We start from the raw sequence: 23,260 nt of genomic DNA, 5'->3' as shown, positions 1-23,260 counted from the left end.
TAGGAAGATCCGTGATGTGAACAGGCGAAAGCCGCTGTTACTCGATACAGTGGATACTATCACTCACTACAGCGGTTAATCTACTCACCATAGTGGTTATTTCTCTCGATACAGTGGTTGTTCTACTCGCTATAGTGGTTAGTCACCTTACCCCAGCTCAGGCGTACCGTGGCCTGGAGCGCGTTGGGGATCTTTAAGGAACTTATTAGGATCTTATGATGATCTGTTATTGGATCTATTCAGTGGATAACCCGGTAAAAAGAGGTTAACAGAACGGATAATTTGCCCTGCCCTCGACATGCAGCACTCGCTCTCATCGCACAGTGTCAGTGAAGCGACAGTAATGCCCTCTCAAAAGGGTTATACACACAATAAAAAGTCATTTACTCGCTACAGTGGTTGTTAAGTACTCGCCAGCGCGGTTGCTTTCCTCGCTACAGTGGTTATTCCACTCTCTATAGTGGTTATTATTCTCGCTATAGTGGTTACTGACACCCTTCAAAGCCTTGTGCCACAAGCCCTCAGACGTTATGGGGATCTGTTTAGGATCTCAATTTGATCTATTAAGGATCGACCAATTGGATCTGGCCTGTGAATAATGAGGATAAAACAGAGAAAACATGGCAGAAGCAGCATGTCAGATAGATCTGATGTTTAAGACAGGCATTGAATTGTGATCAGCCGTCAGGTTTGGTTTAGCAGAGGATTTAACATGAAAGCCCTTTGAACAAAGCATAAGCAGCAAGACCGTGAAAGAAACTCTGATAACCACATTTTAAATAGGGCTTTGATGTAGATTGAGCATTTGTCGTGCTCTTCATACTTTAAAGAGTTACCACCCTAAAAAATAATCTATCATTATGATAAATAAGGAATTATTATGATTTTTTCATGATGAAAACACCATAATCAAATTCCCCTTGTAATTTTCTGATTCAATATCTTATGTTGATTAACTGAGAAAGCGAAGTCTGGTTTACAGCAGCGTTCAAAAAAGGAGCTGAACAGAAATTCAGACTACTAAAAGCAACCGGAAACTCATTTTTTTAAAAGTTGAAGATTGTCAGACATGGAAGAAATGTTGTGCTGCCTTGTTTTCGAGTAAGTGAAGGTTCTCCTCAGAAAGAGAAACTGAGAGAGAGGTAAATATTTGCGGAGTTGAATACAATATTGAAAGGGCGATGATACATATTCGCAATCACTTAATCGTCAAAATGTCCGGTTAAGATTTGATACCTGCTTTATAAGTATGAGCCCTGCCCCCGGTCTGAAACGGGTACGGAAAGATCAGTGAATTCACAAAATTTATCAACCGGCATAACGACTGGATATGTTGTTCAAACGCAACCTGAGTAAGTAATAGAGTGTTTGTCAGACTTAAAATACTATAAAGCTTCGATGAAGCCCGGCAATCAAGAGTATAAAAAAGTCATGACACATGATGATTTAAGGAGAGTAAAAATTTCACATTTAAGCGTTGGAAATTGAAAAGACACCACCATTAATCGACTTACCTGACTTGCAAGCTCTGTTGATAAAATTAAGAAGCTGAAGCAATGATAAAAAAACTAAAATCAAAGTTCGAGCTTATCTACAACATGTTGCAACGCAGTTTTTCACCATTCAATTTATCTTTTATGTTTATGATTAATATGAAATTTATTTAAATTTTCATGCTGAAAATACCATGGAAAACATATGAACTTTATAACTCTTTGCACAATAACAGAATGGTATGCTGTAATATAAAGGGGTGAAACGACAGTTGAAAACGCCCTGAAGCCTCTTTAAGGAGGTAATCCTGAAACATCGAATTCATTCATTTCAGCGAGAGAAACCGTCAATTTGACCCACCCTCTTCATAACTCTCCCATCCATCTCATCGTCATCTTAATGTCACTAATAAAAAATCCAGGTTTTTGTCATTTTTCTAAAAAATTGGCAGGTTTAACCTTTTTGTGTAGTATGCAAAAAACAGTAAAGCAGAGGGGCTTATGAAGCGCGATTATGGTGGAGTGCTGGAAATGGCGACCAGAGCCAATTCCATGTTACATGGACTGAGTAGCCACATTGAACAACAACGTCAGGAGTTCAATCAGACCGGTTTTTACCAGACTTTCTCACGTAATGCCGTCGCCAATATGCCATTACTGAGTAAGCACGCTGTTGTTGCTGCCATTGGTGATATGGAAGAAGCAGGTTATCAGTTTGGTAAGAAACAAACCGGCAGTACCTCACAATACGCACTGACCATTCAGAACGTAGTCGACATCTATGAGCACCGTAAAGTCCCAAAATATCGCGATCGCCATGATGGACCCTTCGTCGTCTTTGTTGTAAGTCTTAAGGGCGGTGTTTCTAAAACAGTCAGTACTGTCACACTGGCCCACGGTATGCGCGCTCATCCCTCTATGTTGCATAATGACCTGCGCATTCTGGTTATTGACCTGGATCCACAGGCATCAAGCACAATGTTCCTGAGTCACACTAATAGCGTAGGCTCCGTTCTTGAGACCGCAGCGCAGGCCATGCTGAACGACCTGGATGCCGACCAGCTTCGCGAACAGTTTATTAAGCCAACTGTCATGCCGGGAGTGGATGTAATTCCCGCCTCAATAGACGATGGTTTCGTTGCCAGTGACTGGGAAGAGTTGGTTGCTGAACATCTGCCTGGCGTTGCACCGTCCGAAGTATTGCGCCGCAACGTGATTGATCGTCTGGCCGGTGATTATGATTTCATCTTTCTCGATACCGGTCCTCACCTTGATTCGTTCATGTTGAATGCTATTGCGGCCAGTGATGTGCTGCTGACACCGACGCCGCCGGCACAGGTCGATTTCCATTCAACTATGAAGTATCTGACTCGCCTGCCAGAAATGCTCGAACGTATTGAGTCAGAAGGCATTGAACCGCGTCTTAAAGCAAATATTGGCTTTATGTCGAAAATGACCTCTAAACACGATCACCTGACCTCTCAAAGTTATGCTCGTGAAGTGTTTACCAAATCAATGCTGGACTGCAGCCTGCCAAGACTGGACGGGTTTGAACGCTGCGGTGAATCCTTTGATACCGTCATCAGTGCCAATCCCTCATCTTATCCAGGCAGTGCGGACGCTTTGCGCAAAGCTAAATATGAAGCCGAACAGTTCTCCAGGGCTGTGTTTGACCGCATCGAATATATCAGGAGCACCTTGTGAGCAAACCTATACAGCGCATTGGCCGCAAATTTGGTGATTCAGCTATCGCGAACATGATTGACAGTAGCAGTCAGTCACGCACCTTTACGCTGAAATCGGGTGCAAAGGCAACTTTCGTTCGCCAGCTCATCCTGCATGATGATATTGAGACCAGAACAACGGTTGATCCCCAAATCAACGGTCGTGACCAGAGCACACTGACACCGGAATCGCTGCAGGAGATCACCCGTACCATTACGTTGCAGCAGTTTTTCCCGGCGATTGGTCGCATCAACGGTGATCAGATTGAGATCATGGATGGTTCACGCCGCCGCGCTGCATGTATTCTTTCGGGGGCAAGCCTGGAGGTACTGGTCACCGCTGATGAACTGAGCATCAGTGATGCGCGTCAACTGGCCGCTGATATACAGACCGCTAAAGAGCATAACCTGCGCGAATTAGGGTTACGCTTTATGCTGATGAACGAAAATGGCATGAGCAAATCCGAGATTGCCAAAGCAGAAGGTATCTCTAATGCCAAGGTCACTCGTGCGTTCCAGGCAGCAGCTGTGCCTGCTGAGTTCATTGAACTCTTCCCGGTTGTCTCTGAGCTGACGCTTCAGGATTACCAGTTGCTGCTTGATGTCTGGGAGGAGGCTAAAGCGGAAGCGGTTGAGGTCTCTGCGCTGGTCAGCGAGATTCAGCAAAAGCTGAATGAAGATGATCTCCTGCGAATCACCAACCCGGATGATAAGAAGAGCGCTATCCTGAATGGCTTCAAAAGCGCGCGTCGTCAGTTAAAGAAACCGGCACCCGTCAGCAAAACTGTGACGGAGAAACTGGCAACATTTACCACGGCTAATACCTATGCACGACGCAAAACCAATGATGAGAAGCGGACCGTGCAATATGAATTCAGTCGTCTGCCAAAAGAGATCGCTGAGCAGATTGACGCATCAATAAGACAGATTCTTTCTACATTGAATTAATCGTCATCCTGTATCGTCTTCGAAACCGGCCACTGGCCGGTTTTTTTATCTGCTATCCACCCAGAGGCATACCTGCCTTATCCGCATTTTCTTCTTCGCCTGAAGAGATGTTCTGTACGACGCGCCTCATTTCAGCAGTATTACGCTTGATCCTGGTACAGTTTAACGCTATAGCTAAAACGGTTTAGCTTTTAAATTCAATCACAGGAGTTGTCTATGTCTGTTCGCGTATGGTGTCTCGGGGATGCCGTGGTCGATTTGCTACCCGAAAAGCCGGGCCACCTGATGCAGTGTCCGGGCGGAGCACCGGCTAATGTCGCCGTTGGCATTGCACGTCTGCAGGGAAACAGTGCTTTTATTGGCCGGGTAGGCGCTGATCCTTTTGGTGAATTTATGCGGCAGACGCTCAGAGAGGAGAACGTTGATACTCGCTACATGATCGCTGATTCACAGCACCGCACGTCAACGGTGGTGGTCGGGCTGGATGTGCAGGGCGAACGCTCCTTTACCTTTATGGTGCGCCCAAGCGCCGATCTGTTTCTTGAACCGTCGGATCTGCCTGAGTTCCAGCGCGGTGAATGGTTGCACTGCTGTTCGATCGCCTTAGCAGCTGAGCCATCACGCACCGCCACGCTTACCGCCATGAAGCAGATTCGTGCTGCAGGCGGCCATGTCAGCTTTGATTTAAATCTGCGTGAAGACCTCTGGTCCGATCCGGCACTGCTGCATGCGGTGGTGAACGAGGCGCTAAGTCATACCGACGTGGCCAAATTCTCAGACGAGGAACTGGATTTCCTCTGTCCGGGACAGGAACCAGCTGTCAGCTTGCCGCAGCTGGCCAAACGATTTGGTATTCGCTTATTACTGGTGACGCGGGGCAGGGAAGGGGTGATCGCCTGCTATCAGGGCGAGATCACTCACCATGCGACGACGCCCGTGGACAGCGTCGACACCACAGGTGCAGGTGATGCCTTCGTGGCCGGATTACTCTGGGTTCTGGCGACGTCAGGTCTGCCTGCTGATGAATCAAAGCTGTCCATTTGTCTTGCCACAGCACAACGCTGTGGCGCCCTGGCAACCACCGCGAAAGGTGCCATGACAGCACTTCCCTGGCTCCATCAGCTGGACAATCTGGCCGGCTAATCATCCCTGACGCCCCTGTTTTGGGAGCTATCTCACAATCACTAAACCGGTTTAGCTATTTTCATTGCAGAGGGAAATTACCCGTGGCTATGATTTGCGCCTAAACCGGTTTAGCAAAAAAGCCGGTGATGATAGCCTCTCCTCAGGGAATAAAAAATGAAAAAAAGCACGTTAGCAGTCGCCCTCTCTTTAATATTCTTTTCTACATCAGTCTGGGCCGATTCCAGCATGAGCAGTATTGAGGCACGCCTTGCGGCGATGGAGCGACGACTTCAGGCAGCCGAGCAGCGAGCAAATGTTGCTGAAACCCGCGCTCAGGTCGCCGAAAAGCAGGCACAGGTGGCTGAGAAGCAGGCTCAACAGTTGGCAGCCGTACAGCAGCAGACCCAGACTTCTACCGCCGAGGTTGCTCAGCGCACCGCGAAGCTGGAACAAAAATCTGCCGATGAAGGTGGCTTTGAGTTCCACGGTTACGCCCGTTCCGGATTGCTGATGAACAGCTCAGCCACTAAAACGCAGGGTGGTCCGACACTCACTCCTGCTGGCGAAACCGGCGGTCACGTTGGACGTCTCGGTAATGAGCCGGATACGTATGTTGAGCTCAACCTCGAACATAAGCAGACGCTGGATAATGGTGCTACCACCCGTTTCAAAGCCATGCTGGCTGACGGGCAGCGCACCTATAACGACTGGACCGCATCCAGCAGCGATCTCAACCTGCGTCAGGCATTTGTCGAGCTTGGGCAACTTCCCACTTTCAGCGGTGCATTTGATAACTCTACCGTGTGGGCCGGTAAGCGTTTTGACCGTGATAACTTTGATATCCATTGGATCGATTCTGATGTTGTGTTTCTTGCAGGTACCGGTGCCGGCATTTACGACATGAAGTGGAGCGATCAGACGCGTAGCAACATTTCGCTGTACGGTCGTACCTTTGGCGACATCGAAAACAATGAAAATACGGCGCAGAACTACATCCTGACGCTGAATAACTTTGTCGGCCCGGTGCAGATGATGCTCAGTGGTATGCGGGCGAAAGATAACGACGATCGCCGGGATATCGACGGACTCAGAGTCAAAGGCGATGCGGCCGAAACCGGCGTACATGCTTTGCTGGGCCTGCATAACGACAGCTTCTATGGGCTGACAGAGGGCACTTCCAAAACGGCACTGCTCTATGGCCATGGCCTGGGCGCAGAGGTGAAGTCAATTGGGTCTGACGGCGCACTGTTGCCAGAAGCGAACACCTGGCGGCTGGCGAGTTACGGCATCACCCCGCTGGGCGGTGGCTGGCACATTGCGCCTGCCGTACTGGCACAGCGCAGTGACGATCGGTACGTCAAAGGTGACAGCTATGACTGGGCGACAGTTAACCTGCGTCTGATTCAGGAAATCACCCAGAATTTTGAGATGCAGTATGAAGGCTCTTATCAGTACATGGATCTGCGTCCGGAAGGTTACAACAACCGTAACGCGGTCAGCGGCAGCTTTACCAAACTCACTATTGCGCCAACCCTGAAAGCCGGTGATGTCGGTGACTTCCTTAAGCGTCCGGAAATTCGTCTGTTTGCAACCTGGATGAACTGGGATCATCGGCTCAATAACTATGCCAGTGACGACGCGTTCGGCAGCAAGGGCTTTGATGCCGGTGGCGAATGGAACTTCGGTGTACAGATGGAAATCTGGTTCTGACCGGATGGCCCCGGAGACCGGGGCCTCAACGCCACACGAATAAAAACAAAACAAGACTGAGGTGTATATGGACTATGTAAAAATATCGCGGGCCTTACTGCCGCTGCTGGGTGGTAAAGAGAACATCGCCAGCGCAGCACACTGTGCGACCCGGCTGCGTCTGGTGCTGGCGGATGATGAAAAGGCGGACACTACCGCGATCGGCCGGATTGAAGGGGTTAAAGGCTGCTTCCGTAATGCGGGACAGCTTCAGGTTATCTTTGGGACTGGCGTGGTAAACAAGGTTTACGCTGCCTTTATCGCCGAGGCGGGTATTAGCGAATCGAGCAAGTCTGAGGCTGCTGATATTGCCGCACGCAAGCTTAACCCTTTCCAGCGCATCGCCCGACTGCTGTCGAACATCTTTGTGCCGATCATTCCGGCGATTGTGGCGTCAGGTCTGCTGATGGGCCTGCTGGGGATGGTCAAAACCTACGGCTGGGTCAATCCGGAAAATGCACTCTACATCATGCTGGATATGTGCAGCTCGGCGGCCTTTATTATTCTGCCGATACTGATTGGCTTTACGGCAGCGCGTGAGTTTGGCGGTAACCCATTTCTGGGCGCAACGCTGGGTGGCATTCTGACCCACCCGGCGCTGACCAACGCCTGGGGCGTGGCAGCCGGTTTCCACACGATGAACTTCTTCGGCATTGAAGTCGCGATGATTGGCTATCAGGGCACGGTATTCCCGGTACTGCTGGCGGTGTGGTTCATGAGCATGCTCGAAAAACAGCTACGTCGCGTAATACCGGATGCGCTGGATTTGATCCTGACCCCGTTTCTGACGGTGATTATCTCCGGATTCATTGCGCTACTGATTATTGGTCCTGCGGGCCGTATGCTGGGTGATGGCATCTCCTTTGTCCTCAGCACGCTGATTGCGCACGCCGGATGGCTGGCCGGGCTGGTATTTGGTGGGCTTTACTCGGTGATTGTCATCACCGGCGTCCATCATAGCTTCCACGCCATTGAAGCGGGACTACTGGGCAATCCTTCAATCGGCGTGAATTTCCTGCTGCCCATCTGGGCGATGGCGAACGTGGCTCAGGGCGGTGCCTGTCTGGCAGTGTGGTTCAAAACCCGTGATGCGAAGATCAAGGCGATTTCGTTGCCCTCCGCGTTTTCTGCATTACTGGGGATCACCGAAGCGGCCATTTTTGGTATCAACCTGCGGTTTATGAAGCCCTTTATCGCCGGACTGGTGGGCGGTGCGCTGGGCGGTGCCTGGGTCGTGTCGGTTCACGTTTATATGACAGCGGTCGGGCTGACCGGACTACCGGGCATGGCGATTGTCCAGGCTGGTTCTCTGCTGAATTATGTCATCGGCATCGCAATCGCCTTTACCACCGCGTTTGTGATTTCATATCTTCTCAAATACAAAACGGATTCTGAATAATGGCCTCATCAACACGTCTTGCCACCATTCTGCAGGCGGTGATGCAGGGTATGCCAAAGGCGCTGGGCGACAGCCATTATCCAGGCTGGCATCTGGCTCCGGTCACCGGGTTACTGAACGATCCTAATGGATTTATCCATTTCAACGGTGACTACCATCTTTTCTACCAGTGGAACGCGCTCGGCTGTGCGCATCAGCACAAATGCTGGGGACACTGGCGTTCAGCCGATCTGCTGCATTGGGAGCATCAGCCCATTGCCCTGATGCCGGATGAGGAGTATGACCGCAGCGGCTGCTACTCCGGCAGCGCGGTAGACGATAACGGTCAGCTGACGCTGATCTATACCGGCAACGTCAAGTTTGATGATGGTTCGCGTACGGCGTGGCAGTGTCTGGCGCAGCAGAACAGTGCGGGGGGTTTTGACAAGCTCGGCCCGGTTATTGCTGTACCGGAAGGGTATACCGGTCACGTTCGCGATCCCAAAGTATGGCGCCATGAAGATTACTGGTACATGGTGCTGGCCGCGCAGACGACGCAGTTACAGGGCAGGGTATTGCTGTTGCGTTCTGACAATCTGCGGGAGTGGCAGAATCTCGGCGAGATTGCGGGAAGCGAACGGGGGGGTCTGGACGCGGCAGGCTATATGTGGGAGTGCCCGGATATGTTCACGCTCGGCGACAGCACCTATCTGATTTGCTGTCCTCAGGGCGTAGTACCCGAAGAGAAGCGCTATCTGAACAGTCACGCCTGCGCCTGGCTGAGTGGTTCGCTTGATTATCAGCAACCTCTATATCAACACGGTCCGCTTAACGAAATGGATGCAGGGTTTGAATTTTATGCCCCGCAAACTACGTTGACCGCTGACGGGAGACGTCTGCTGGTGGGCTGGATGGGGACGCCGGACGGTGAAGAGATGGCTCAGCCAACCGTGGCACAGGGCTGGATCCACCAGATGACCTGTGTGCGCGAACTGAGCTCACGCAATGGGCGGCTCTGTCAGCAGCCGGTGGTGGAACTGCAGGCGTTGCGGGAGAAAGAGCAGCACTATAAGGGGCGTGCAGATGATGCGCCACCTATGGGCGCAGAGCGGCTGGAGCTTGAGCTGGAGAGTCGGGGCGACGTTGAACTCAATTTTGCGAATACGCTGATCCTGACATGGCAACAGAATGAACTGCGGCTTGCCCGTCGCAGCCTGGTAACGGGTGAGTGGACATACCGCTACTGGACCGGAGTCGCTAGTCGGTTACAGATCCTGTGTGATCACTCCAGTGTTGAGATTTTCATTAACGATGGGGAAGGGGTGATGAGTAGCCGCTATTTTCCAGACCATCCTGCGTTGCTAACCCTGCACGGGCACGCAGAACTGCAGGTCCGCTACTGGTCGTTACGCCGCTGCATGGTAGAATAAGTACTTGTTTCACTAAACGATGCCTTGCCGTGAGAAAAACAAAACGCGTTACTATCAGTGACATTGCCGGGCTTGCCGGGGTTTCAAAAGCCACGGCCAGCCTGGTGCTTAACGGCCGTGGCGAAGAGTTACGGGTCGCGAAGGAGACGCGTGAGCGGGTTCTTACGCTTGCCCGCGAACACCATTATCAGCCCAGCATCCACGCCCGGATGCTGCATGATGCCCGCAGTCATACACTGGGGCTGGTGGTGCCAGAAATCACTAACCACGGCTTCGCTGCCTTTTCTCATGCACTGGAGAATCTTTGCCGCGCGTCCGGGCTGCAGCTGCTGATTTCCTGCACCGACGAAAATGCCGGTCAGGAGATGGTGGTGGTCAACAACCTGGTCGCGCGGCAGGTCGACGGACTCATTGTTGCCTCCAGTATGCTGACCGACAGTGACTATGTCAGTCTCAGCGAACAGTTGCCGGTACTGCTGTTTGACAGGACCATGAACAATACTAAGCTGCCCTGGGTCATCACCGACTCGATAACGCCTACAGCTGAACTGGTTGAAAAGCTGGCACGCGCCTGCCCGGAGGAGATCTACTTTATGGGTGGACAGTCTGATCTCTCCCCGACCCAGAATCGTCTGGCGGGATTCAGGGAGGGGCTGGCTCGGGCGGGTGTGACGCTGCAGCCTGAGTGGATTATTCAGGGTAACTACCACCCTGGCAGTGGCTATGAAATGTTTGCAGCGCTCTGTAACCGGCTGGGCCGACCGCCCAAAGCGATGTTTACCGCCGCCTGCGGTCTGCTGGAGGGGGTTCTGCGTTACATGAGCGAGCATAGTCTGCTGACCAGCGACATCCGTATCGCCAGTTTCGATGATCACTATCTCTATGATTCACTTTCCATTCCGATCGATACGGTAGAGCAGAACGTTCCGGCACTCGCGCAGGCCTGCTTCACTATGCTGACGACCATGATTGCCGGAGAGGATCCCGTTAACAGCCAGCTTATCCTGCCAGCTACTCTGCGGCTGCGTGTCTGATCGTCGGTTCTTCTGGCCCGACAATACAATACCTCACCATTCGACCGGCAGAGCGTTGACGCCGCGTAAATTGGCCCTGTGATTGCGGCGAACGCCAGCGGTTATGGGGCGCAACTCTGGTAACCGGGTCAGTAATACATGAAGGGCTACTTCCATTTCTGCAAGGGCCAGCCGGTAGCCCATGCAGTGATGAATTCCGCCACCAAATGCAAGACAGCGTCCTTCATGCCGTCGGATATTCACTCGTTCTGGCGAGGTAAATACCCGCGGATCGTGATTAGCTGCGCCCAGACTCAAAAAGAAGCGGGTTCCGGTCGGGATCAACTGACCTGCCAGCTCTATCTCTTCCAGAGTCGTCCGGTAGAGCATCTGAACCGAACTATCGTAACGCAGACACTCCTCTATGGCATTGGTTATCAGCGCAGGGTTCCGTTTCAGGCATGCCAGTTCCTGTGGATGGTCATGCAGGGCCAGAATGGTGTTGCAGATCATATTTGATGTGGTCTCATGGCCGGCAAGAAACAGAAGTACTACATTGGCGATGATCTCATCGTGACTTAGTCGGTCGTCTTCACTGCCACTGCGCAGAAACAGCGACACCAGATCATTCGCCGTGCTGTCACGGCGGGAGACGATCAATGCGCTGAAGTATCTTTCCAGCACAGCAAAAGCGTCAGCGGCTTCGAGCAGGTCTGCCTGACTGATTTGAGGATCGAAAACTTTCACCAGCACAGAGGTAAGGCGCCCCAGTTCCGGCGCGTCGGACTCTGAGATATCCAGCATCCTGCAGATGATGCGCACCGGCAGTGGAAAAGCGAATGCCTGAGCCAGATCGCAGGCGCGACGGTCTGCCAGCGCATCAACCAATTCATTCGCTACAGTCAGTGCCATCTCCCTGAGAGGTTTGATCTCCCGGGCGCTAAACGACTTCATCACCAGTCCTTTCAGCCGGGAATGCTCTGGTGGATTAAGCACCAGAAACATTCTGCTGATCCCCTGAAACAGCGGCATGTCGGCGGCATCATCACCAAATCTCAGCCTGACACTTTCCATATAATTTTTACCAACCCGACGATCGTTCAGCAGCGCTTCTACGACTGCATGACTGCCGCTGATGATGATCTTATCTCCGGCAGGAATGAGCGGTCCCTGCTGATGCAGTTTGCGGTAAAGCGGAAAAGGATTGTCTGAGTAGTCGGGATTCATGAGTTCCTGTAGTTGCATAGCTCACTCCGCTGCCTGAGGATTAACGCAAACGCTTAATGCGGCCGAGGGAAGCGAAAAGGCTGTTTTTATCCTGCTGACTGAGGTGGGGTGCCGTCAGTTGTGACATCAGGAACGCTTTATCTTCTTGTGAGAAGATACCGGTCATCAGACGCTGGCTGATTGCGGTAAGGAGCTGAGTATCCAGCTTCTCTATTTGCTGCCTGGTCTCGGCCAGATCCGGAATGGGGCGATCACTGTCCGGGACTGAGAGCCAGTCTGCGCGATAGCGATACTGAACTGCTTTGCTGGCATTCATTAGCGCGTGAACAAACGGCTCCACGGAGTGGGGTTCAAGCCCGGCCTGCTCAGCGTTCTGCAGCATGTGATCCAGCACCACCTGCTCACGTGGCAGATCCTCAATAGGTAAATGATGCTGTGCTTTATAACCTGCCACCACTTTCATTACCTGCATACGTTCATTCAATGCGCCAGAAAGAGCGCTCATAGAAACAGAGGAAACCGAACCTGCAAAAACGTTACTGCACATAAAGAGGGAAGAGAAAAAAATAGCCACAAAGTGAGTCATTTGCCTGCTCCGTTGATAAAAGCTGGCACTAATTTAGGCACGAAAAGATAACTCCGTGTGATTATTTTATTGTCAAAATGTGAATGGTGTGAAATGTCAGCTAAATACAAGCAGGTTATTAATTTTAATGTGTTTTTTTAAATTTTTAGTCATGAAAGCTTCACATTCATTTGGCACGCTGACAGGTTGTTCGATTGAGCGGGTGTTGAGGGTGAGATCAAATAATGACCCGGTCGGGACCTAAATCGGCAGGGGCAAAAAACTGATATTTCAGCACGCAGCGTCGTCCGGCACTTTGTGCGCTTCGAACAGAAGGAAAATTGCCTGGAAGGATGGTGCCAGTCAGCAGCTCCTGCACACCAGGGCGATGACAAAGTTGTTGCAGTAAACGCTGCTGTGCACATGCGGCGAGTCCGCGTCCTTGATAAGCGGGTATAATCACTTCATCCATAATCTGAACGCCCTCAATAAAGGCCAGTCGCCGGCGTTCGCAAATCATCAGCCCTGCCAGCATGCCCTGCCAGACAATCATAAGTACATGACCCGCGGCAATATCCTCACGTAATTCCTGTTTGCTCGAAGCCATCAGCTGATCACGCAGATGCGGCAGCGTGTGCCAGCTGGCACGATAGGCGTTGTTAATCATCTGAAGACAGGCGGGATAATCTCTCCGGGCAGCCTTCACCAGTGAAATGTTTTTATCGGGAGGCTTTGTAACGGCAGCCGGATCGCTGAGGAATATCAGTTGATCGGTAAAACCAATGTCGGGATGGGTCGCAGGCAACAGGACACGCAACTTTAGCGGTTTCAGCGGCTGCCACGCCTTTATGATAGCGTCAGCCACTGCGTAATCAATGACGCTGTCACGGGCCACAATTTCAATAAAAGGCTGAGCAGGATCACCACCCAGATAGCGCGGCCCGGTGAGATAACGCTGGCCATTAATCCTCAGTTCACGCTGCAAAAAAGTGTGCTGGGGCAACCCGGTTTCTCGCCAGGGAAAGGCGGCGGAAAAATGATGGTCGTGGCATCGGGTCTGCTGTTGTGCCAGCCAGCGGGCAAGCCAGTCGCTGAGACAGTCCGATGAAACAGGAACAGCACGGTAGAGCGACATCATATAATCCAGCATAAGATTCCTTATTGCCCGCCGTGAGTGATCTCCTGCCTCTTCAGCGATCTGTCTAAACCGTTGCCGGGTTAAAATGAGACTGCTGAGAGTGTAAACGATGTGCTCTGTTTATGACCATCTCAACCTGTCAGCACGAAGCATTCCTTTTCTGCAGTATGGCTGCCCTGCACTGGCGGACGGCGGAGTGCTGAAAAGCGACGCGATAAACGTCCTGTTCTGCGAACAGCTATTTCGCCGTTGTCTGAATGGAAGGAAAGCCTTAGATATAAATTTAATCAGGTCTGACTCACCTATGCTGACATGGTCAAATTAATTGACTGAATATGGCTGAGTTGCCCAAAAAAATAATGAAAAATTATAAACGAAATTTTTACGTAAATATGACGAAATCAGATAATCGGCAGCTAATAAATGGATTATGCTAAACAGGCAGTTCAATAATTATAAAGTTCCGATATTTTAAACACCCGGGGGTTATATGGTTCATATTGATTTATGTACCAAAGATGGCGTGATGAAAGCTTATGCGTTTCAGACGCCTATGCAGGCAATGACCTTGTTAGAAAAAATTAAAAATGATGAATTTCAATGGTTTAATCTTGAGTGGGATGGGGTTCGCTTTAACTGTCCGCATCATTTTATTAAAAGACTCAGCAGCCGTTCTTATATTAAAGCGTTCTGGCGTTAAATTCTATTAAATGATTAAATTCGTGCAAATCTGTCTGTTTTTGATACTGGTCTGATTTAACTGTTTTCAGCTTATTTTATTCATGATCATAACCGGGGCAACCTCTGCCCCGTTATTCAATGCTATTGAAGGGCTTTATCATCGTGATCAGCGATAATTTTAAACATCAGGTGCATCGTGCCAGGCTTAACAGATATCATTATTACGGCTTAATCATTCGCTGCTGTTGCTTATCATAACCCTCTACACGCTAAACAATGCGTGAGTAATACAGAGCCATTTCGTGCTCAACCCCGCAATAGGTCGTGATCCCGTCTTAATCTTCTTCTGTTCTTCCCTTGACCTGTAGTGACAACTGTTACACTCAGATGACGTTTATCCTGGATCCTGACTGTAATGCGCCGTGAAAAAATGCGCCTGCGTTCGCTACTGACTTTGCTTTCCATTGGGGGCGTCATTCTGACCTCCGGTCTTCTGCTGAGCGCGTTACTGCTGTTTCAGAAAGCCAATATCGAAAACAGCCTGCTGGAAGGGAACATTGCTTATGCGCGTAAACTGGCCGATACCACCGATCGTTACCTGGCGATAGCGCAGCGTGAACTGGCCTGGAGTGCAACACAGATCAAGACGCTCGGTGATGTTCAACAACTGGAAGAAGAGACCGAGCGCTTAAGAATGCAGTCGGGCTTTTTCAATTCAGTCGTGGTCGTTAATCATGACGCCATCATTGCGGCCACCTCACCGGATAGTCTGAATCTGATTGGCGTTAAGCTGCACTCTGCGGCCAGCCTGAAGGCTATTTCGACACAGAAGCCTTTTATTTCCCCTCCCTTTACCTCTGCTGCGGGTAACTATGTGGTTTTTTTATCACAGCCTCTGTTCAGCGAGGAGGGCCATTATCTGGGATACATAGGTGGCACCATCTATCTCAAAAAACAGAGCATGCTGAGCGAAATCCTGAGCCAGCATTTTTACACCAAAGGGTCGATGGTCAGCGTGGTCAGCAATGAAGGGCTGATTATTTTCAGTCACGATCCGGCGCGTGTCGGAACAAAGATGCTGCTTAGCCTGGCATTGCAGAAGCAACTTGCCACCTCAGAAAGTGGGCACTTCACGCTGGAGAGTGATGGACAGAACTACCTCACCGGTTACGGCACGCTGCACAAAACCGGCTGGAATGTATTTATTACCGGCACGTCTGAAACGGTCAGGCATATTCTGATGCGCACGGCGGAGAGCGCAGTCTGGTTTGTTCTGGGCATTATCATCGTGACCGCGGGCGTTATTGCGTTTATGGCAGGTCGCATTGCTTCTCCACTGGAAAAACTGGCGGACAGAGTGCGTGATGGCGGCAGCGAAGCGCAGGCCGAATCACTCGCCACGGTTAAAACCTGGTATTACGAGGCTGATCGACTTAAAGAAGCGGTACAGGCTCATCGTCACGCCGTGGCGGGTCATCTGGCCGCGCTGAACGATGAAGTGATGACCGATCCCCTGACCAGTCTTTGTAACCGGCGTGGATTCTCTGTACTGGCAGCGCGGTCAGACAGTGAGCATGAACAGAGTGTCATCGCCATTGATATCGACCATTTTAAGAAGATAAACGACTGGTATGGGCATGACGCAGGTGATGCGGTGCTGGTGAATCTGGCGGCGTTGCTGCGTCAGCTCAGTCGGATCGGCGATATCGTTAGCCGGTTTGGCGGAGAGGAGTTTATCCTGCTGCTGCCCCACACTACGCTGGAGGATGCGGCCCGCACCGCAGAACGAATTCGTGAGGTCGTCAGCATCACCACCTTCCCGTTTGCCGGAACAGTGACAATATCAGCAGGCGTGGCTTCAGGCGCTGAACTGGCTGGCAATCGCGAGGCTGTGCTACGGCGTGCTGATGAAGCGCTCTACGAGGCAAAAGCCGCCGGGCGTAACACTGTCAGGATTGCCGGGCCAGGCGGCTTCAGCGCATTTGGGTCGGAAAAATAAGAGGGTGGGGCGGGTGAGTCAGGCTTAGCACTGACTGCGTAATCGCCAGCCCAGCCACTCATCCAGTGCCGCTTCCGGCAGTGGTCTGGAGTAGAAAAATCCCTGAGCCTGATCACAACCAAATTCGGTCAGCGCCGTAACAGTTTCCGCATTCTCCACACCTTCAGCCAGCACCCTGTAATCGAGATCCTTAAGCATGGCAATAATACTGCGAGCGATGACACGCGATGCGGTATCAGACGCAATTTCGCTGATCAGTGAACGGTCAAGTTTGATTACGTCCAGAGGCATGCGTCGGAGATAGCTGATGTTGCTGTAGCCGGTGCCAAAGTCATCCAGTGAAATATCAAATCCACGAAGTTTAAGCATCTCCAGACCCTGTATTGCGGCCGGGCTTTCCAGAATCCGTTCTGTTTCCAGACACTCAACGCCCAGCAGCGAAACCGGCAGCTTTGCGCTGATCATCCGTTCTTCCAGCTCGTCTGCAAATCCTACACGGGAAAAATCGCTACTGCTGACATTAATTGTGATCGGCAACTGTATATAGCTGTTACGAAGCCGGGATAGCCGGGCGATCACGTGCTCTGTGACCCACGTCGTTAACTCGCTGAGCAGCTCGGTTTGCCCGGCAAAAGGTAAAAACTGTGCAGGCGACAGTTCGCCGCGCTGCGGATGCTGCCAGCGGATCAGGGCTTCCAGTCCAATCGGTTTGCCGCTGTGCAGACAGATTTTAGGCTGATAAGCGAGCCATAATCCTTTGTCCTGGCGTATTGCCGTAGCCAGATCATGCATCAGGGTGAAATCCTGCGTGTGGCGCGTATCGGTGGCCTCACTAAAAGGCATCGAAGCAATGTCTCGGGTAATGGCTTCGTGCAGCGCACTGAGTGCGCGCCGCAGGATCTCCTTAGCGGGCAACTCTCCGGTTTTGAAACTCGCTTCCCCGGTGTGGGTCATTAATGCAACCGATAGCCCATCACCGATATCGGCACTGATCCCAGCCAGCTTCGTTGCCACCCAGTTAGCTGTGAGCCTGCTCTCCTGACGAGTCAGCAGGGCAAAGCGCCCGGTTGCTATGGTATAGAGCATTTCACAAGGTGCAGGACGCAGGCGCAGCGGCAATAGCGTGGCCACATCCTTCAGCAGGCTTTCAACTGGTCCCATTCCCATTGAACGCGCAAGTTCATAAGCGCGTGGCATATCGATACAGTCAATCAGTACCAGCCGCCGTGGGGTGGTGTCTCCAGAAGCAGCCAGAAATTGCAGATCACGAATCAAACGCTGACGGTTGGGCAATCCTGTGACGGGGTCGGAAAAGCCAGCCGAGTACCAGGCATCAAGAAAAGAGATCACCAGTGCTGCCAGCATTTTAAGCATCGCCGCCTGATCGCGACTAAAGGGGTGAGGTGCGGTATCGGTCACACACATCGTGCCCAGTATCAGACCGGTGCTGCTTTTCAGTGGCACACCTGCATAGAAACGAATAAAAGGCGCACCGGTAATCAGTGGATGTTCAGCAAAGCGGACATCAAGCAGCGTATCGGGCACCACGACAATACTGTCATTATCCACTACGTGTCTGCAGAGTGAGTCCTGTCTGGAGGATTGTGTAAGGGTGAAATTATGCGCTGCTTTAACATACTGCATCTCATCATCCAGCACCGAGATAAAGCTGCCGGGAATACCGAGTGCCTGGCTCGACAGCCGAACGAATTGTCGCAGCACATCGTCACGGCTTTCATCGTTACTGCGTAACGCGTGCAGGGTCTGCGTACGGCATTCATCGCCGCCGCTTAGGCTCATAAGCATGGATTCCTCTGCATCGGCTGGTTACGGAGTGGAATTAAACAGAAAAACTAAAGGGTTTGACGACATGAATATAGGCTATTTCTGTAAAAAAAGAAGAAGTTTAATGATTTATTTTTTATCGCACCGCACGCCATCACTGGCCAGGTAAGCAAATATTTTTTCTTTAACGAAATATTTTCGTATTGCTGATTCTATTATTTCGTCGTCAAAAACTATTAATTTCTTAAATATCCTGCCAGTATACCCACTATAAACATAGCGCGCTATATAATAACGCGATAAATCAAATGGCATAATTTACTTTTACTTTCTTTATCTACACCAATGACAACATCGGGGAAAACTCATGAATTCACTCAGGCATTTCACTATTCGCCGCGTGGTACTGTGGATGATGATCGTCTCACTGGGCGTGGTGGCATTAGCTGGCGGCTTCAGCAGCCATTTCGTGCGCGACATCTATCGACAAACTGATCGTTCTGAGGAACTGACGCAACAACTACGTTTTCTGACGAACAGCGCTATTATTATGCAAAGCGGTACGGCAGCCGAGAAGAGTGCTCTCGTCGCTTTAACCCCAGCCGATGCTGGCTGGGATAACTTCCGTAATGCACTCACAGCCACACCTTCTGAATTCGCATCTGTTGCCCGCGCCCAGCTGGATAAAATCACGCAACAGTTAGCCCGGAATCAGGCCCCACTGAAAACTGATCGACATCGGCTGGAGAGCGTATTACTGGCAGCGCTGGTGGCTGTTCTGGCCTTGCTGTTGTTTTGTGACCGTTATCTGGTTGTTCATCTGGTACGTCCTGTCGGTAAAATTCGCGCTCATTTAAACATCATTGCTGGCGGTGATCTTACGCGTGAGCCGGACGATCTGGGGCGTAACTGTGTCGGGCAACTGGTGCCGCTGATCAAAGAGATGCAATACAGTCTGTTGCAGACGGTCAGTGCTATCCGCGACAACGCCGCCATTCTTCATCGTGAAGCGGGTGACATTGCCGCGGGTAACGCCGACCTTTCCGATCGGACATCGACACAGGCCGCTGCACTGGAGCAGACCGCAGCCAGCATGGAGGAGATCACGGTCACCGTGCGTCATAATGCACAAAATGCGCGTGAAGCACGTGAACTGGCTGCCACGACCACGAATACCACTCATCAGGGCGTGGAACTGGTTCAGTTAGTATCGGCAGCCATCACCAGCATCGCGCAGGGGTCTGAAAAAATCCGGCAGTTCACTACAACCATTAATGGCATTGCGTTTCAGACCAACATTCTGGCGCTCAATGCCGCCGTAGAGGCCGCCCGTGCGGGCGAGCAGGGCCGGGGTTTTGCGGTGGTCGCTAGTGAAGTTCGTTCACTGGCACAGCGAAGCGCAGCTGCCTCAAAAGAGATTGAAGAACTGATTGCCGATACCGTGACGCGCGTTGAGGATGGCCGCCGGGCAGCCGAGAGTGCGGGAACCACCATGGGAGCCGTGCTGCGTGGCGTCGATGGGGTCAATGAACTGATTGGACAGATTGCGCTGGCATCGGATGAGCAGAGCAAAGGTATTGCCCAGGTCACCGTGGCCGTTGCTGAACTTGACCGCGTTACTCAGCAGAATGCGACACTGGTTCAGCAGGTTTCCGTGACGGCAGGCAGTCTCAGTGGACAGACCCAGACGCTGGGCAGTGTGATTACGCGTTTCACTTTGCCGAATCAAGCTGTTGCCACGGTTAATTAGTATGTTACGGCCGTTGAAAAGCTGGCTGGGCGAGTGCCGATCAGGTATCGCCCGGCCAGATAACAATCAGACCGGTAAACAATGGCTTTAGGTGTCGAAATAAAAATTCACGATGATTTTTATTTAATAATTAAATGAATGCCTCACTTTACGGAGCGCGTGATCGACGTTAATCATCACCTGGTCAACATCACCCTTAGTAATGGCGATTGTTATTCTCAGTCGCGTAATCTTTATGCGGCAGGAAAATAAGATAAAACTTCAGTTAATTTATTCAGTTTTATGCATGTCTGACGCTTTCTGACAGCTGCGGATTGCCTGGCACTCTAAACTTAACTCAAATTCATATTTCCGCTGCCACCCTTTCATCCCCAGTGGTTTCGTCACCGGGGCACTGAACAGGGAGTCACTCATCCGGGAAATCAGCGTTTAAGACCGCCTGTGTCCGTACAGCGTAATGGGTATGAACTGCGCGAGGCTGCTGATTTTTTCTCAGGAAAGGGTAACAGAACAATTTTGACGTTAGTCAGCGCATCTGGCAGGGCATGAAAGCATCACAAAGCCGGCGCAGGTTTGCCAGGAAAAGTATGAAGTGCTGATGTTGCTGGCCGAAGGACATCTGCATTATGAGCACCTGTCAAAGCTGGTAAAGTCAGGTTTTCAGCCTGTATTAACACTTAAGTAAAGCTATTCCAGGCCGATATAGTGAGTCAAGCGAAGCGCTTTTAGCGCTCGTCTGATAAGCCCTGGCCAGAGTTTCCTGGCGTGGTCCGCCATAAGCTGCTGATCCACTGCAATTCCTCTGCCAGGCATAACGTATTAACTGGCGTCCCTTTATCTGCGGTGCCAGCTTCATCGGGCTCATCGCGGCGATCTTTTGTTGCAGAGTTCACTGGTGGGCCTTTCTTCTGGCAACGGGTCGATAGCAAATTCTGCGTGTCCTGTCTGATTGAACGAGTCCTCTTTACGCTGTGTCGTGCCGACTGCAGCAGATAACATCAGAGGAGAGTTACGCTGAAACGTCCAGTTTATCATGATGCCGAGGCGGCTCGCCTCAACGCACTTAAGCAGTACAACCTGATGGATTCACCGCCGACCGATGCGCTGGATCGTCTGACCACGCTTGCTGCCAGGCTGTTCCGGGTGCCGGTCGCTTTTGTGTCGCTTATCGACGAGAAGCGGCAGTTTTTTGCCTCCCGCTACGGTTTAAATATCTCAGGTACATCGCGAAACGTTGCTTTCTGCCATCATACCCTGGCGCAGGGCGAGATTCTCTGCGTGCCCGATACGTTGAAAGATCCGCGCTTTCGCGACAGTCCGCTGGTTCACGGTTACCCCTTTATCCGCTTTTATGCGGGGATTCCGCTCTCGACTCCGGATGGTCACCACATTGGTACGGTCTGCCTGACCGACACTCATCCTCGTGAGCCGCTGACTGCAGAGGATCGAAAGCATCTGGCTGACATTGCCGCGCTGGTCATGGATCGCATGGAAATGCATCGTCTGGAATTATTGCGCTATACCAGTCAGCAGCGGCTTCAGGCGATCTCTTCCACCTCTCCCGACGCCATTGTCTGTACAGACCTGCGTCGCGGCATTACCTTCTGGAATCCGGCTGCTACAGCGCTGTTCGGTTACAGCGCAGAGGAGATGCGTGGTCAGTACGTCAGCGAGTTGATTCCGGCCCGCTGCCAGACTGACTACCGAAACGAACTGGCCAGGATTACCTCTGACGAAGCCGCTATTTCGCATCCTCGTTCGTTGCAGATATGGGGTGTGACGCGCGACGGTCGTGAATTCCCGGCAGAGGTCTCTTTTTCTGGCTGGCGTGAAGAAGGCGATCGGCTGGTAGGCATGATTATCCGTGATGTGACGGCTCGCTATGAGAGTGAAGCGCGGCTTTGTGAGCTGGCCTCAATAGATATGCTAACGCGTCTCGCCAGCCGTAGCGCGTTTATGGACCAGGTCGGGCAACTGACTAAAGCAGCCGTGCCTTATACATTACTGATGACCGATCTTGATGGTTTCAAAGAAGTTAACGATACGCTGGGGCATGCTGCCGGGGATGCGTTGCTGTGCCATGTGGCGGAACAGATTCGTGCGGTCTGCGCCAGTGCGGTGACGGCTGCCCGGCTGGGCGGTGACGAATTTGTGATCCTGCTAGCTGGCGGCAGCGCAGAAGCGGCAATCACGGCGGAAAGGCTGATTGCAGCCGTACAGACGCCGTTCCGCTATCACGACTCGCCGGTAGTCGTGGGTGCCAGCACCGGCATCGCCTCTTATCCGGAGCATGGGCGTGATCCCTCATCTGTCATGTCCGCGGCTGACCTTGCACTTTATCGCGCCAAAGCATCTGGGAAAGGCTGCAGTATGCTATTTATGCCCGCGTTTCGCGAAGCGGAACAGCAACGCCGCCGCTTTGAGCGCGAGCTGGAAACGGCGGTGCGGCAGCAGCAGTTTACGCTTTATTACCAGCCCCGCTACGACGTTGAAAGCGGAAAGCTTGTTGGCTGCGAGACACTGGTACGCTGGCAGCATCCGACTCGCGGGCTGCTGTTGCCCGCCGAATTTATCGGCATGCTGGTAAAGAGTCCGCTTTCCGTGACACTGGGAGAGTGGATCATTCGCAGTGCGCTGGCACAGGTCCGGCAGTGGCAGGTTCGCGCGCCTCAGCTTCGTGTCAGTATCAACCTTTTTCCGCGTCAGTTAGCCGGTAATAGCCTGGAGGCGGTGATACGCGAGAGTGCGGGCGGTGATGCCGGTTTTGTTGAGCTGGAGGTGGATGAGCCATTGCTTGCTGTACTGGTGCAGGATTTGCCTGTTCAGGTTGAGGCGGTACGCCGGACAGGCGCTTCATTCATTATCGATCATTACGGACGTACGCTAGGGGCGATTAACCTGCTTCGTTATAGCTTTGTAGCAGGCTTTAAAATTGATAAGTCGCTGACGCACGAGCTGAGTTCAAGCATGCGGGTGCGGATGATGTTCCGATCGATTACCGCGCTCGGCAAAAGCCTGGGGATTCGTGTGGCGGCAGAAGGCGTGGAAGACAAAGAGCAGGTCGCTTTTGTGACTACTGCCGGATGCGACATTATGCAGGGCAATGGCCTTTGCCGGCCAATGACGCCAGCGGACTTTGAGACGATGCTGTGCGGTGAAGAACACTATCCGCCAGTTGTCGCCAGCGGACACGACGTCATGCCCCATTAGTTGATGCGCCCGTGACAGGCAAAGTGCAGGATGAGCGACGCCAGT

The 23,260-nt window shown here is 51.7% G+C and carries 15 protein-coding genes; 11 read left to right on the top strand and 4 right to left on the bottom strand.

Annotation, left to right across the window (positions count from 1 at the left end):
* Positions 1 to 1,994 precede the first annotated feature (1,994 nt).
* The 7 genes from IAI47_RS21880 to IAI47_RS21850 all read left to right on the top strand — a co-directional run bounded on the left by IAI47_RS21880 (position 1,995) and on the right by IAI47_RS21850 (position 10,881).
* The gene (locus IAI47_RS21880) at positions 1,995 to 3,197 is read left to right on the top strand and encodes an AAA family ATPase (RefSeq protein ID WP_003850644.1); all 1,203 of its coding nucleotides are present in this window, start codon (positions 1,995 to 1,997) and stop codon (positions 3,195 to 3,197) included.
* Positions 3,194 to 4,165: a ParB family protein gene (locus IAI47_RS21875; RefSeq protein ID WP_003850642.1), complete on the top strand. Its 972-nt coding sequence runs from the start codon at positions 3,194 to 3,196 to the stop codon at positions 4,163 to 4,165. Before IAI47_RS21880 ends, IAI47_RS21875 begins: the two co-directional genes overlap by 4 nt.
* A gap of 216 nt (positions 4,166 to 4,381) precedes the next feature.
* Positions 4,382 to 5,308, top strand: a complete 927-nt coding sequence (locus IAI47_RS21870; RefSeq protein WP_008926789.1) for an aminoimidazole riboside kinase — start codon at positions 4,382 to 4,384, stop codon at positions 5,306 to 5,308.
* A 156-nt stretch (positions 5,309 to 5,464) separates the two neighbouring features.
* Positions 5,465 to 7,000 (top strand): carbohydrate porin, encoded by a 1,536-nt coding sequence (locus IAI47_RS21865; protein WP_008926790.1) that lies wholly within the window; start codon positions 5,465 to 5,467, stop codon positions 6,998 to 7,000.
* A gap of 67 nt (positions 7,001 to 7,067) precedes the next feature.
* The gene (locus IAI47_RS21860; protein ID WP_003850636.1) at positions 7,068 to 8,438 is read left to right on the top strand and encodes a sucrose-specific PTS transporter subunit IIBC; all 1,371 of its coding nucleotides are present in this window, start codon (positions 7,068 to 7,070) and stop codon (positions 8,436 to 8,438) included.
* Positions 8,438 to 9,847 (top strand): sucrose-6-phosphate hydrolase, encoded by a 1,410-nt coding sequence (locus IAI47_RS21855; RefSeq protein WP_008926791.1) that lies wholly within the window; start codon positions 8,438 to 8,440, stop codon positions 9,845 to 9,847. Before IAI47_RS21860 ends, IAI47_RS21855 begins: the two co-directional genes overlap by 1 nt.
* Positions 9,848 to 9,876: 29 nt before the next feature.
* Complete coding sequence (locus IAI47_RS21850; RefSeq protein ID WP_003850633.1) at positions 9,877 to 10,881, top strand: substrate-binding domain-containing protein; 1,005 nt, start codon at positions 9,877 to 9,879, stop codon at positions 10,879 to 10,881.
* A gap of 33 nt (positions 10,882 to 10,914) precedes the next feature.
* Here the strand turns inward: IAI47_RS21850 and IAI47_RS21845 are convergent, their stop codons facing one another.
* From IAI47_RS21845 to IAI47_RS21835, 3 genes are all read right to left on the bottom strand, one after another.
* A complete protein-coding gene (locus IAI47_RS21845) occupies positions 10,915 to 12,105 on the bottom strand; it encodes a cytochrome P450 (protein WP_008926792.1) in 1,191 nt (396 codons plus the stop codon).
* Between the two features lie 22 nt (positions 12,106 to 12,127).
* On the bottom strand, positions 12,128 to 12,673 hold the full coding sequence (locus tag IAI47_RS21840; protein ID WP_008926793.1) for a chorismate mutase: 546 nt from the start codon (positions 12,671 to 12,673) through the stop codon (positions 12,128 to 12,130).
* A gap of 217 nt (positions 12,674 to 12,890) precedes the next feature.
* A complete protein-coding gene (locus IAI47_RS21835; RefSeq protein WP_008926794.1) occupies positions 12,891 to 13,802 on the bottom strand; it encodes a hypothetical protein in 912 nt (303 codons plus the stop codon).
* A gap of 478 nt (positions 13,803 to 14,280) precedes the next feature.
* Between IAI47_RS21835 and IAI47_RS21830 the strand changes: the two genes are divergently transcribed.
* Together IAI47_RS21830 and IAI47_RS21825 are read left to right on the top strand one after the other, a co-directional pair.
* Positions 14,281 to 14,490, top strand: coding sequence for a hypothetical protein (locus IAI47_RS21830; RefSeq protein ID WP_003850629.1), 210 nt, complete (start codon positions 14,281 to 14,283; stop codon positions 14,488 to 14,490).
* Between the two features lie 396 nt (positions 14,491 to 14,886).
* Positions 14,887 to 16,470 carry a diguanylate cyclase gene (locus tag IAI47_RS21825; RefSeq protein ID WP_003850628.1) on the top strand — a complete coding sequence of 528 codons (1,584 nt, stop codon included), beginning with the start codon at positions 14,887 to 14,889 and terminating at the stop codon, positions 16,468 to 16,470.
* Positions 16,471 to 16,494: 24 nt separating this feature from the next.
* On the opposite strand, the gene IAI47_RS21820 is transcribed toward IAI47_RS21825, so the two are convergent.
* A complete protein-coding gene (locus IAI47_RS21820) occupies positions 16,495 to 18,276 on the bottom strand; it encodes a GGDEF and EAL domain-containing protein (protein ID WP_008926795.1) in 1,782 nt (593 codons plus the stop codon).
* A 346-nt stretch (positions 18,277 to 18,622) separates the two neighbouring features.
* Here IAI47_RS21820 and IAI47_RS21815 point away from each other — a divergent pair, with 346 nt between their 5' ends.
* Together IAI47_RS21815 and IAI47_RS21810 are read left to right on the top strand one after the other, a co-directional pair.
* Entirely contained in the window at positions 18,623 to 20,005 is a 1,383-nt protein-coding gene (locus IAI47_RS21815) for a methyl-accepting chemotaxis protein (protein ID WP_008926796.1), read from the top strand.
* Between the two features lie 1,080 nt (positions 20,006 to 21,085).
* Positions 21,086 to 23,215: a bifunctional diguanylate cyclase/phosphodiesterase gene (locus IAI47_RS21810; RefSeq protein ID WP_008926797.1), complete on the top strand. Its 2,130-nt coding sequence runs from the start codon at positions 21,086 to 21,088 to the stop codon at positions 23,213 to 23,215.
* The last annotated feature ends 45 nt before the right edge of the window (positions 23,216 to 23,260 follow it).

Origin of the sequence: Pantoea sp. MT58, from assembly GCF_014495885.1 — a bacterium.
GTDB classification, from domain to species: domain Bacteria; phylum Pseudomonadota; class Gammaproteobacteria; order Enterobacterales; family Enterobacteriaceae; genus Pantoea; species Pantoea eucalypti.
Note: the sequence above shows the minus strand (reverse complement) of the source record. Positions and strands in the feature narration are given on the sequence as shown.